12 protein-coding genes are annotated in these 12,198 nt (G+C 70.2%); 4 read left to right on the plus strand and 8 right to left on the minus strand.

All coding sequences use genetic code 11. The features are described from left to right. Positions 1-65: 65 nt before the first annotated feature. From ABZX02_RS31525 to ABZX02_RS31535, 3 genes are read left to right on the plus strand one after another with little or no spacing between them, the layout of a single operon-like run. A complete protein-coding gene (locus ABZX02_RS31525; RefSeq protein ID WP_355303573.1) occupies positions 66-1,562 on the plus strand; it encodes a histidine kinase in 1,497 nt (498 codons plus the stop codon). After that, entirely contained in the window at positions 1,559-3,031 is a 1,473-nt protein-coding gene (locus ABZX02_RS31530) for a histidine kinase (RefSeq protein ID WP_355303575.1), read from the plus strand. The genes ABZX02_RS31525 and ABZX02_RS31530 overlap by 4 nt, the downstream gene beginning before the upstream one ends. 10 nt (positions 3,032-3,041) lie before the next feature. After that, positions 3,042-3,683: a response regulator transcription factor gene (locus ABZX02_RS31535; RefSeq protein ID WP_355303577.1), complete on the plus strand. Its 642-nt coding sequence runs from the start codon at positions 3,042-3,044 to the stop codon at positions 3,681-3,683. Here ABZX02_RS31535 and sthA read toward each other — a convergent pair whose 3' ends face one another. Both sthA and ABZX02_RS31545 read right to left on the minus strand, forming a co-directional pair. After that, positions 3,684-5,099, minus strand: a complete 1,416-nt coding sequence (gene sthA, locus ABZX02_RS31540) for a Si-specific NAD(P)(+) transhydrogenase (protein WP_355303579.1) — start codon at positions 5,097-5,099, stop codon at positions 3,684-3,686. Between the two features lie 59 nt (positions 5,100-5,158). Further along, positions 5,159-6,151: a hypothetical protein gene (locus tag ABZX02_RS31545; protein WP_355303581.1), complete on the minus strand. Its 993-nt coding sequence runs from the start codon at positions 6,149-6,151 to the stop codon at positions 5,159-5,161. 146 nt (positions 6,152-6,297) lie between these two features. Here ABZX02_RS31545 and ABZX02_RS31550 point away from each other — a divergent pair, with 146 nt between their 5' ends. Then, entirely contained in the window at positions 6,298-6,966 is a 669-nt protein-coding gene (locus ABZX02_RS31550; protein WP_355303583.1) for a DNA alkylation repair protein, read from the plus strand. Between the two features lie 95 nt (positions 6,967-7,061). On the opposite strand, the gene ABZX02_RS31555 is transcribed toward ABZX02_RS31550, so the two are convergent. From ABZX02_RS31555 to pheT, 6 genes are all read right to left on the minus strand, one after another. After that, positions 7,062-7,559, minus strand: a complete 498-nt coding sequence (locus ABZX02_RS31555; RefSeq protein WP_355303585.1) for a hypothetical protein — start codon at positions 7,557-7,559, stop codon at positions 7,062-7,064. A gap of 282 nt (positions 7,560-7,841) precedes the next feature. Next, positions 7,842-8,201, minus strand: coding sequence for a hypothetical protein (locus ABZX02_RS31560; RefSeq protein WP_355303587.1), 360 nt, complete (start codon positions 8,199-8,201; stop codon positions 7,842-7,844). Beyond that, the gene (locus ABZX02_RS31565; RefSeq protein WP_355303589.1) at positions 8,201-8,662 is read right to left on the minus strand and encodes a hypothetical protein; all 462 of its coding nucleotides are present in this window, start codon (positions 8,660-8,662) and stop codon (positions 8,201-8,203) included. The genes ABZX02_RS31560 and ABZX02_RS31565 overlap by 1 nt, the downstream gene beginning before the upstream one ends. Beyond that, on the minus strand, positions 8,659-9,048 hold the full coding sequence (locus ABZX02_RS31570) for a hypothetical protein (RefSeq protein WP_355303591.1): 390 nt from the start codon (positions 9,046-9,048) through the stop codon (positions 8,659-8,661). Before ABZX02_RS31570 ends, ABZX02_RS31565 begins: the two co-directional genes overlap by 4 nt. A gap of 3 nt (positions 9,049-9,051) precedes the next feature. Continuing rightward, the gene (locus ABZX02_RS31575; protein ID WP_355303593.1) at positions 9,052-9,495 is read right to left on the minus strand and encodes a hypothetical protein; all 444 of its coding nucleotides are present in this window, start codon (positions 9,493-9,495) and stop codon (positions 9,052-9,054) included. Positions 9,496-9,716: 221 nt separating this feature from the next. Then, positions 9,717-12,194: a phenylalanine--tRNA ligase subunit beta gene (pheT, locus tag ABZX02_RS31580; protein WP_355303595.1), complete on the minus strand. Its 2,478-nt coding sequence runs from the start codon at positions 12,192-12,194 to the stop codon at positions 9,717-9,719. Positions 12,195-12,198: the final 4 nt, after the last annotated feature.

Below are 12,198 nucleotides of genomic sequence, written 5' to 3' on the forward strand. Positions count from 1 at the left end.
TGGCCATCCGATCGGGGCCACCTGGCGCTGTGGCCTCCGGACGCGGGTCGACCATGATGATCAGCGTGAACCTGAAGGTGCGCGACGCGCTCTGGGCGGCAGGTGCCTTCCTGCTCGCGCTGGTGACGCTGTTCGCGCCGCTCGGCAGGCCCGCCCCACCGTGGCTGCTCGTGCTCTCGGCGGTGTGGGCGGCGGCGCTGGTGCCGGTCAGCGCGCGCTGGCCGCGGTGGGCGATCGTGCTCACCGCTCCCCTCAACGGGGTCAACAACCTGCTCGCGATCGCCCCGACCTCGCTCGTGGTGTTCCGCTCGGCCCGGTCGATCCGGTCGCAGGGCGAGCTGTGGGCGTTGATCGGGGCGACGACGGCGCTGCAGGCGGCGTTCGGCGGCCTGCACGCGTGGCGGGCCGGGGACAGCCTGTTCGAGTTCCTGCTCGGCACGGCCTTCTCGGTCGTCTTCCTGCTGATCTTCCCCGCCGTGGCCGGGGCGCTCATCGGACGGCGCAAGCCGTTGACGCAGGTGCTGATGGAGCGCAACGACTACTTGGAACACGCGCGCGTGTTGACCGCGACCACCGCAAGGTCGGCTACGCGCGCACACATCGCCAGCGAGATGCACGACATGCTCAGCCACCGGCTCCGGCAGCTGACCGCGCACGCGGGCGCGCTGGAGCAGACCGCCGCCGAACAGGCCCCTGAGCTGCGCGAACAGGTCGAGCTGATCCGCAAGACCTCGGCCGTGGCGATGGAGGAGCTGCGCGAGATCCTCGGCGTGCTGGGCACGTCCGCCGAACACGACGAGGACGCGGGCACACGCGCAGACGTCGAACGGCTCGTGGCGGCGTCGTCCGCGGCAGGACTCTCCGTGCGCCTCGACTGGCAGGGCAGTGATCTGGCCGATGCCGACGCACGGCTGCGCAGGGCGGTGCACCGGATCGTGCGTGAGGCACTGACGAACGTGCACAAGCACGCGCCATCGGCTCGTGCGCTGGTGTCCGTGGCGGTCGCCGATCGCGTGAGGGTCGAGGTGGTCAACGGTCCCAGCACGGCGCCGCGAGGTGCCGGCACCCGGCGCGGGCTCATCGGGCTGGAGGAACGCGTCGAACTGATCGGCGGGTCGTTCCTCGCCGAGGTGCCCACCGGCCAGGGGTTCCGGGTCACCGCGAGCCTGCCGCTGCACCCGGTCGTGCCGGAGGAGACCGGCGCGGCGGGTGCCGTGGCCGAGGCACCTCCGCCGATCACCGCCGAGGTCCTCACCGTGCCGCGCGCGGTCGGCAGCGGCTGCCTCGCCACGCTCTCGCTGGTCCCCGCTCTCGGCACGGCGTTCGTGATGCTCGTGATCGCCGTGTTCTCCCGCAGCGAGATGAGCGCCGACGAGTTCGGGAAGTTCCAGGAGTCGGTCACGCACGAGCAGGAGGTCACCGAGACGTTCGGCTTCGGCGTGCCCTCGGACCACGCCGGGTGCTACCGCTACCACGTGGAGGGGTCGGACGACCGCGACTTCGAGGTCTGCTTCGACCGCGACAGCGGGCTGATGAACGCCAAGAGGGAGCTCGCCCGATGAGGTACGTGTGGACGTCGCTCGCGTTCCTGGTCGGCCTGGTGCCGCTGATCGCGCCGCTCGCCCCGATCCCGCACCCCGCGCTGACCATCGCCACCGCGCTGTGGATCGCGGCGCTCGTGTGGATCGTGCCGCACAGGCCCGAGTGGGCGCTGCTGCTCACCGCGCCGCTGTTCGCCGTGAACAACCTGTGGGCGCAGGCCGTCACGACGTTCGTGGTCTTCGCCGCGTGCCGCCGCCTCCCGCGCCTCGGCCGGCTGTGGGCGCTGCTCGGGATCATGACGCTGCTGCAGGCCGTGTTCAGCCAGTTCCAGGAGAGCTACCGGAGCATGCCGCTCTGGGAGTCGGTGTTCGGCGCGATCGCCGGCTCGGTGTTCTTCGTGCTGTTCCCCGCGGTCTCGGGCATGCTGCTCGGCCGCCGCAGGCCGATGGTGCGGTTGCTGCAGGAGCGCAACGAGTACCTGGAACGCGCCCGTGCCCTGACCGCCGCGTCCGCCCGTGCCGACGAACGCGCGCACATCGCCGGCGAGATGCACGACATGCTCGGCCACCGGCTCAGCCTGATCTCCATCCACGCGGGCGCCCTGGAGCTCGCGACCGCGCGCAAGGCGCCGCAGCTGCACGAGCAGGCCGAGCTGATCCGCACCACGTCGTCGCTCGCGATGGCCGAGCTGCGCGAGATCCTGGGCGTGCTGCGGACGAACCCCGAGCCCGAGTCGCTCGACGAGGACACCGGCACCCGGTCCGACATCGCCGCGCTGGTCGAGGGGTCCGGCCTGGCCGCGTCGCTCGACTGGTCCGGCGACGACCTGCACGGCGCCGACCCCCGCACCCGCCGCGCGGTGCACCGGGTGGTCCGCGAGGCCCTGACCAACGTCGCCAAGCACGCCCCGGCCGCCCGCACGCGGGTGCAGGTCGCGGTCCAGGCCGGTCGCGCGCGCATCCAGGTCGTGAACGGGCCGTCGGCGACGGGTCCGGGCAAGGGCACCCGGCGCGGACTGATCGGTCTGGAGGAACGGGTCGGGTTGCTGGGCGGGTCGTTCAGCGCCGGTCCCCCGGCCGAGGGCGGGTTCCGGGTCGCCGCGGACGTGCCACTGACCCCGCCGGCACAGGCGGAGCAGACCGCCACCGAGGTCGCCGAGGTGCCGCCGCCGCTGGCCGCCGAGGTGCTGACCGTGCCGCGCGTGCTGGGCGGCGGCTGTCTCGGGTTGCTCGCGCTGGTGCCGATCGCGGGCGCGCTGATCGTGCTGCTGCTGTTCGCGTTGTTCAACCCGACGCAGATGAACGCGCCGTACTTCGACTCGCTGAAGGTGGGCGTGACGGACGAAGGCGAGATCTACGAGCAGTTCGGCATCGGCGAGCTCGGTGTCGACGGGTGTTCGCGGTTCCGGGCCTCGCACAACCCCGACCTCGTCTACAAGCTGTGCTTCCGCGACGGCAAGTTGTCCTCGAAGGAGCAGCAGCGCCCGTAGGCTGCGGGGCGTGATCCGAGTACTGATCGCCGACGACGAGACGTTGATGCGTGCCGGCATCCGGCTGATCCTGGAGAACGACCCCGAGATCACCGTGGTCGCCGAGGCGGCGGACGGCAGGCAGGCGGTCGAGCTGACGCTCAAGCACGCGGTCGACGTGGCGTTGCTCGACATCCGCATGCCCGGTGGCGACGGGTTGAAGGCCGCCGAGCAGATCGCGGCACGGGCCAACGTCGTCATGCTCACGACGTTCGGCGAGGACTCCTACGTCGCGCAGGCGCTGAAGGTCGGCGCGACCGGGTTCCTGCTCAAGGACACGCCACCGCAGGAGCTGATCACCGCCGTGCGCAAGGCCGCCGCGGGAGAGCCGATCCTGGCGCCGCAGATCACCAAGCGCCTGATCGAGAAGCACCTGACCGCGCCGCACGACGGGTCCGGGGCGCGCCGCAAGATCGACGCGCTCACCGAGACCGAACGGGGCGTGCTCAAGCTCGTGGGCGAAGGGCTGTCCAACACCGAGATCGGCGAGCAGCTCTTCATGGCGACCGGCACGGTGAAGGCGCACATCAGCCGGATCCTGCCCAAGCTGGAGGTCACCAACCGCGTGCAGGCCGCCATCGTGGCGCACGACGCCGGCCTCACCCGGTCCTGATCACCGGGTCGTGAAGCGCTCCAGGGCTCGGATCTTGTTGGTGGCGTCCAGCGCCGCGATCTTGTACGCCTCGGACAGCGTCGGGTAGTTGAAGACCGTGTCGACCAGGTAGTCGACCGTGCCGCCGCAGCCCATCACGGCCTGGCCGATGTGCACCAGGTCCGTGGCGCCGGTGCCGAAGACGTGCACGCCGAGGATCTTGCGGTCCACAGTGGACACAAGCAGCTTGAGCATGCCGTAGGCGTCGCCGACGATCTGGCCGCGCGCGAGTTCGCGGTAGCGGGAGATGCCCACCTCGTACGGAATCGCGGACGAGGTCAGCTCGGTCTCCGTCGCGCCGCAGTACGAGATCTCCGGGATCGTGTAGATGCCGATGGGCTGCAACGCCGTCAGGTCGTGCACCGGCTCGCCGAACGCGTGGTAGGCGGCGAGGCGGCCCTGGTCCATCGACGTGGCGGCGAGCGCCGGGAAGCCGATCACGTCGCCGACGGCGTAGATGTGCTCGACCGGGGTGCGGTAGTGCTCGTCGACGGACAGCCGGCCGCGGTTGTCGGACTCGAGGCCCGCGGCGGCGAGGTCGAGCTTCTCGGTGGTGCCCTGGCGGCCCGCCGAGTACATGACGGCGGCGGCCGGGATCCGCTTGCCCGAGGCCAGGGTCGTGACCGTGCCACCGTCGGAGACCTGGACGTTCACGACCTTCTCGCCGAACCGGAAGGTGACGGCCTGGTCGCGCAGGTGGAACTTCAGCGACTCGACGATCTCCGGGTCGCAGAAGTCGAGCATCCGCTCGCGCTGCTCCACGACCGTGACGCGGGTGCCGAGCGCCGCGAACATCGACGCGTACTCGATGCCGATCACGCCCGCGCCGACGACGACCAGCGACGCCGGGATCTCGGTGAGCGCGAAGACCTCGTCGGAGTCGAGGATCCGCTCCTCGTCGAAGTCCACCCCGGACGGACGCGCGGGCGTCGTGCCGGTCGCGATCACGATGTACTCGCCGGTGATCGTGGTGTGGTCGCCGCGGTGGGTGCCGTCCACGGCGATGGTGTGCTCGTCGAGGAACCGGCCGAACCCGTTGAGCAGGTCGACGCCGTTGCGGTGCAGCTGCGCGCGCACGACCTGGACCTCGCGGCCGATGACGTGCTGCGTGCGCGCCATCAGGTCGGTGATCGTGATGTCCTGCTTGACCCGGTAGCTGGCGCCGTACAGCTCGCGCTGGCTCATGCCCGTCAGGAACATGACGGCCTCGCGCAGCGTCTTCGACGGGATGGTCCCCGTGTTCGTGCAGACGCCGCCGATCATGTCCTGCTTGTCGATGATCGCCACGCGCTTGCCCAGCTTCGCACCCGCGATCGCCGCCTTCTGGCCGCCAGGACCAGAGCCGATGACGATCAGGTCGTAGTCGTACGACGTCATGGTCGACAGCCTACGTCGGTACAGGCGATTCCACGCCCGAACGAAGTGAACAACGGGCTTCAGCGCACGCCGGTGCTGCTGCGGAACGGCAGGAAGTCGAGCAGCCGGGCCGCGGCCCGGTACTCCGCGACCCGCTCGGCGAACGGCCGCTGCACGATCCGGTGCACGGTCTCCTTCCCCAGCCGCTCGTACGCGGGCACCGTGTCGTTGCTCAGGAAGTCCCAGCGCGCCACGCGGTCGGCGTAGTTGAACGCGGGCAGCGGACCGCCGAACAACGGCCGGTACTGCGCGGGCGTCTTCCCGCCGGGCACGGGCATCGGCCCGGCGACCGTGATCGCGTACGTGACCATCTCGCCGGGCGGCAGCAGCCGGGCGCGCATCCGGTCGAACTGGCCGGCGATCACCAGGTTCTGCTCGCGCGAGGAGAACTCCATGACCGCCTGCGCCGGATCCGCCCACGCCGCCGTGGTCTCCGGGTCGATGACGCCCGCGTCGCGCAACTCCTGCACGGCCGCGATGCCTCCGTGCAGGTAGGCGGCGTGCATCGCGCCTAGGTCCATGAAGATGTGCTTCTGCATCGACATCAGCATCGACGAGAACCAGCGCAGCTCCGGGACCGTGCCGAGGTCGAGCATGCCGGCGGCGAACGCGGGCGCGCCGATGTTCGCGAAACCCATCCACCGCAACGTGTCCGGGTGCGTCAGGTAGAGCTTGGCGTAGAAGTCGTAGACGGCGAAGATCACGGCCCGGTTGGACTCGGCGGAGCGCTGCGGGTCCCACTCGGACAGGTTCACGCCCGCGTCCTCGGCGGCGCGGACGATCCAGTAGTGCCACAACAGGGCCTTGAACCGCGTGGGCGCGATGCCCCTGGCCCGGTACCCGGCGAGCGCGGCCTCGATCGTGGCGCGGTCGGACGGCAGGTCGGGGTGCACGCCACCCCGCTGTTCGCCGTTTCCGTTCACCAGCGGCAGATCCAGGTAATCCACCGTGTCCGCTTTGGTAGCACCCATGCTGCCGAGCACGAGCGCCGCCACGACCATGAGCACGCGCATGAACGCGAACTGTATAGGGGCGTAGCACCCTTTCTGTTCACAGAAGCCCCCGGTCAAGTGATGTTTTGCTGGTTCGTTAGCACTTTCGGTACCGAAGGGGCCATAAATCTCAACAGGGCTACTCCTAATGCCTATACCGTTTGGGTGTGACTCTTGAGGTTTCCTTGATCGAGGCGGTTCGAGCAGGCCTCGAAGAGCGCGCGGATCCGGTGAAGGCACTGGAGATGCAGGCGTACATGAAGTCCGAGATGCCGTTCCTCGGCGTGCAGAAACCGGGACGCGTGGCACTGTTGAAGTCACTGCCGCAGTTGCACGACCGGGACACGTGGCTGCGGGCCGTCCAGGCGCTGTGGCGCGAGGCGACCTACCGCGAGGAGCGCTACGTCGCGCTGGCGCTGAGCGGCGACCGCCGGTTCCAGTCCACCGACCTGCTGCCGTGGTTCGACGAGATGATCGTGACCGGCGCGTGGTGGGACTACGTGGACGAGATCGCGTCGAAGCGCGTCGGCCCGTTGCTGCGCGTCTCCCCCGATGTCGTGCGGCCGTTGATGCTGACGTGGTCGGTGGACGCGGACCGGTGGCGGCGCCGGACGTCGGTGATCTGCCAGCTGCGTTTCAAGGCCGCGACCGACGTGGACCTGCTGACCGCGTGCGTCGACGCCAACGCGGACGATCCGGACTTCTTCCTGCGCAAGGGGATCGGCTGGGCGCTGCGGGAGTTCGCGAAGACGGAACCCGGTTGGGTGAGGTCGTTCGTCGAGGCGCGGCCGGGACTGTCACCGCTGTCACGGCGCGAAGCGTTGAAACACCTTTAGCGGCCAGTACACACGAGAGGGAAATTCACGCTCGGTCGCGCGTGGATTTCGCCGGCCATTTCGTCACGGGAAATCGTTCGCGCGGGTCGAGCCTGCTAGCCGTGCTTCGCGCGACCGGAGTAGGTGAGCGGGAAGACCAGCTCGGCACACGCCGCCGGCACGTCCTGCGCGACCTCGACCTTCATGGTCACCTCGACCGCGCCCCCGGCGGGGATGTCCACGATGTCGGTGAGCGGCACGACGGAGAGCACACCGGACGGGCAGCCCTCGACGGTCTGCTGGGTGGCGTCGAGCGGCTGGCCGGGGATCGCCGACAGGCTCTCGACGATGATGCCGACGGGGTTGGGGTTGGACAGCCGCACCTTGCGCTCACCCACGGCGCCGGGCTTGAGCTCGACGGGGGCGCCGGAGATGTCGTTGATCTCGAACGGCTTGAGCTGCTGCATCCCCGACTCGCCACTGCTCACCGAGTACGCCATGGCAGGCGACTGCGGCGCGGGCCACGTCAGGTGCATGGCCGCCACGACAGCCGCGCCGACCATGAGGATCGTCAACGACACGGCGATCTCGAGGCGCGGACCCAGACTACGCATGGCGCAACTCTCCAGAGTTGTTGCTCCAGGCGGTGGGTTCGCCTCTAGCTCCCCACCGGACCGGCGACCAGACTCGCCCGGTGGTTCATCGCTTCGCCCCTCGGCCCTAGCGGGCCGCGTCGCCAATCTTGGAGAAGCTTCACGTACTGCGCAAGCGTCCGACGGGCGCCGATTTCCCCTTGTAATGAGGGACCTTTGGCACCTTGACAGCTACGCAGGGCTACCACCTGCTGATTTGAGTCCAAATCCCGTCGGGCGGGATTCAGCCGATCGAGCGAATTATCAGGAACAAATCTGTTCAGGACTCTGGACGCTCGTCCAGTTTCCTGCCACTGACCGCACCTTCACCCGCAGCGGAGTACCACCGGTGACGGTGTAGGACGGTGAGGAGACGCGGAAGAACCCGTAGAAGTTGCCTCCGCCGTTTTCCTTGTCGCTCCACCAGACGTCATAGGTTGGCACACCCGCCACGGCCGGCCAGGTCACCGCGCCGGACGACTTCGTGCACACGATGCCGGTCGGCGCGGTGACCGTGGCGGCCTTGGCACCAGCAGGTCCCTGGCTACTGGTGGTCCAGGCCGCGGAGGCGGGCTGCGCCGCGAGGAGGCACAGCACCGCCGCTCCGGCGATCACGGTCCGCATCACGCGCTCGCGATCGTGACCGTGACGGGGATGGAGAAGGTCTTCCCCTGGCAGCTGTTGTCGGCGTTGCCCATCGTCACGGCACCGGTCATCTCGACGGTGACGGTGGCGCCGGCGGCGATCGGCGTCATGGGGGTGCTCGTGATGAACCCGAGCGTGCACTCCAGCGCGCTGCCCGGCGTGAGCGCCACCGTGGTGACCTTCACGGGGTAGGCGTTCGGGTTCTTGACCGTGACGGCGGCGTTGCCCGCCGCGCCGGGGTAGAGGAAGCCGGTGGTGACCGCGCCGCCGGTCACCACCGGAGCCTGGGCCGTGGCCGCGGTGGCCGTGGCGTTGCCGGTGCCGGAGCTCGTCCACGCCGCGTAGGCGACGCCCGAACCGAGTGCGGCCGTCGCGACCGCGAAGACGATGGCGCCTCGGCGGACGTACCGCCTGCGGACGAGTTCCTTGAAGCTGATCATGGCTTGATCGCCGTTCCCGAGTAGGTGAGGGGGAAGGTCAGGCTCTTGCAGGTGTCCGGGGCGGACGCGGCCATGCGGACGGTCAGCGGCACGTCGGCGGACTTGTTCTTGGCGATGACGATCGGTGCCGCCAGCGGGGCGACGGTCACGGCGTTCGCCGGGCAGTTCGGGGAGGGTCGGCCGACTGAGGTGTCCAGCCGGGTGACCTTGATGTCCTGGTTGTTGGGGTTGGTGACCCGCACCTTGCGGGTCACCGTCCCACCGGGGACCAACCCCGTCGCTGTGCCGACGTCCGCGATCGTGAACGCCTTGCCAGGGCTGTCCGCCGCGCTGCTGACCGGGGAGAGGGCCAGCAGGGCGACGAGCACGATCAGGGCTCGGCGCATGACTCAGGCAGCCGAGACGAGCGTGGCGGTCAGCGGCACCGTGAAGGTCTGCGACTTGCAGTTGTCGGCGGCGTTGGCGCTCATGGTCGCCTGCAGCGTGTAGGAGCCCTTCTGACTGGGCTGGATCACGCCGCCGGGGTTCGCGGCGGACGCGGTGCTGGTGACGGTGCCCGCGACGCAGCCACCCTCGGTCAGCAGCGAGGAGCCGGCGCTGATCGAGGTGACCTGCACCGGGTAGGCGTTGGGGTTGTCGATCTCGACCACGAACGAGACGGTCTTGCCGGGGTAGAGACCCTCGCCGCTGACCGGCGTGATGTTGGAGCTGAGCTCCTTGGTCGAGGTGACGGAGCCGGTACCGGCGCCGGTGCTCGACCACGCGGCGTAGGCGATGCCGCCGCCCACGGCGACGATGGCGACTGCGGCGATGACGGCGGTGCGCTTGCGCATGTGGTTCTCCTGGGGTGGTGCTCGGTGGGTACGGCACCAAGTTTGGAGAACGCTCAACCACTACACAGCGTGCACAAGACACGAGAACGAGGACCCTGCCGGCACTGTTGTCATCCGGCATGGATCGGCTACACGCGTACGCGGACTGGAGGTCAGGACTGTCCTTACGCGAAAAGGCCCGAGATTCTCGAAGAATCTCGGGCCTCACGCAGTGTGATCGGTCAGGCGCGGAGAGCCGCTCCCAAGCGCTCGGAGGCGGCTGCCACGGCGGCGTCGCGGGCCGTGGTGGCCTCCTCCACCGTCAGCGTGCGGTCCGGCGCGCGGAAGCGCAAGGAGTACGCGAGTGACTTCTTGCCCTCGCCCACCTGCTCACCCGTGTAGACGTCGAACAGGCGGATGTCCTCGAGCAGGTTGCCCGCGGACGCGCCCAGGACCTCCGACACCGACTGCACCGGCGTGGTGGCGTCCACGACGAGCGCCACGTCCAGCAACACCGGCGGGTACGCCGACACGACCGGGGCCGGGCGGTGGTCGTCGAGCGGGAGCGCGTCCAGGTCGAGCTCGAACGCCACGGTGCGCTTCGGCAGGCCGAGCGCCTCGACGACCTTCGGGTGCAGCTCACCCGCGTGGCCGACGGGCCAGTCGCCGACGCGCAGCTCGGCGCAGCGGCCGGGGTGCCACGGCAGCAGGTCCGACGCCACGACCCGCAGCGTCACGCCGTAGGCGGCACCGACGCGGCGGGCGGCCTCGACGGCGTCCGACCAGTCGGCGATGCGGCCCTTGCCCCACCAGCCGGCCAGTTCGCGGTGGCCCGTGAGGACACCGGCGACGTGCAGCGGCTGCTGCGGCAGCGCGGCCAGCAGCGAGGCGACCTCCGCCTCCGTGGGGCGGCGGTCGACGCCCAGCGACGGCACGGGCACCTGCTCCGCGCGCGGCAACGTCACCTGGGCGATGTTGTAGAGCGCGACGTCCTTGGCGCCACGCGCGAGGTTGCGTTGGAGCGTCTCCAAGAGGCCCGGGAGCAGCGTCGTCGCGAGGACGTTCTTGTCCGCCTCCAGCGGGTTCAGCACGCCCACCGTGTCGCGCCGGGTGTCGTCCGCCGGCAGGCCGAACGCGTCGAACACCGACGGGTCGATGAACGGGAACGGCTTGACCTCGACGAAACCGTCCTCGGCCAGCGTGCGCCACACCGTGCGGCGGCGGCGCTGCTGCTCGGTCAGGCCACGACCGGCGGGCGCGGGCGGCAGCACGGACGGGATCGTGTCGTAGCCCTCCAGCCGCAGCACCTCCTCCACCAGGTCGGCGGGCTGCACGAGGTCGGCGCGCCACGTCGGCGGCACGGCCGTGACGATCGTCTGGCCCTCCTCCGAGGTGGTGACCGAGACCTGGCAGCCGATCTGGCCGAGGCGACGCGCCGTGACGCCCCGCGCGTAGCGGACGCCGGCGACGCGGTCGGGCAGGTCGATCGGCATCGAGACCGGCTCGGGCAGCGCGGGGGCGCCCACGTCGGTGCGGCCGGGCTTGATCTGGCCCTCGGCGTAGTGGTTGAGCAGCTTCGCGGCCCGCTCCAGCGCCACCGGGGCCAGCGCCGGGTCGACCGTGCGCTCGAAGCGCTTGGCGGCCTCGGACGGCAGCTTGTGGCGGCGGACCGTGCGGGCGATGGACGCCGGGTCCCAGTTCGCGGCCTCGAGCAGGATGTCCGACGACTTGTCGCCGACCTCCGTGGACGCGCCGCCCATGACACCGGCGAGCGAGATCACGCCGGAGTCGTCGGAGATCACGATGTCGTCGACGTCCAGCGCGCGCACGGAGTCGTCCAGCGTCGTGAGCTTCTCCCCCGCGTGCGCGCGGCGGACGGTCAGCGCACCCGACAGGGTGGCCGCGTCGAACGCGTGCAGCGGCTGGCCCAGCTCGAGCATCACGTAGTTCGTGACGTCGACCGGCAGCGAGATCGAGCGCATGCCCGCGAGCATCAGGCGGCGGCGCATCCACCACGGCGTGGGCGCCGTCGGGTCGACACCGGTCACGCGGCGCGCGACGAACCGCGAGCAGCCGCCGCGGTCCTCGATGTGGACCGGCCACGCCTCGCCCTCGGGCTCCGGGATCTCCGCGAGACCGGGGTCGCCGAACGGCACCTCGAGCGCGCAGGCGATCTCGCGGGCGAGGCCGCGGACCGAGAACGCGTAACCGCGGTCCGGGGTCGGCGCGAGCTCGATGACGCTGTCGTTCAGGCCGAGCAGCTCCAGCGCGTCGTCGCCGGGCTGCGCGGTGCCGGTGGGCAGCACGAGGATGCCGGAGTGGTCGTCGCCGATGCCGAGCTCGTCGGCGGCGCAGAGCATGCCCTGCGAGACGCGGCCGTACGTCTTGCGCTCGGCGATCGAGAACCCGCCGGGCAGCACGGCGCCGGGCAGCGCGACGACGACCGAGTCGCCCTCGACGAAGTTCGTGGCGCCGCAGATGATCTGGTTGGTCTGCTCGGGACCGACCTCGACCTTGCAGTAGCGGATCGGCTTCTTGAACTCGGTGAGCTCCTCGATCTCGACGACGCGGCCGGCGACGATCGGGCCGGTCACGGGACCGAGCGGGCTCACCTCCTCGACCTCGATGCCGATGCGGGTGAACGCCTCGGCGAGCTCGTCGGGCGTGGGGACTTCGTCGAAACCGAGGTGTTCGACCAGCCAGCTGACCGGGATGCGCACCGGA

Source organism: Lentzea sp. NPDC003310 (assembly GCF_040610935.1).
Classification (GTDB): domain Bacteria; phylum Actinomycetota; class Actinomycetes; order Mycobacteriales; family Pseudonocardiaceae; genus Lentzea.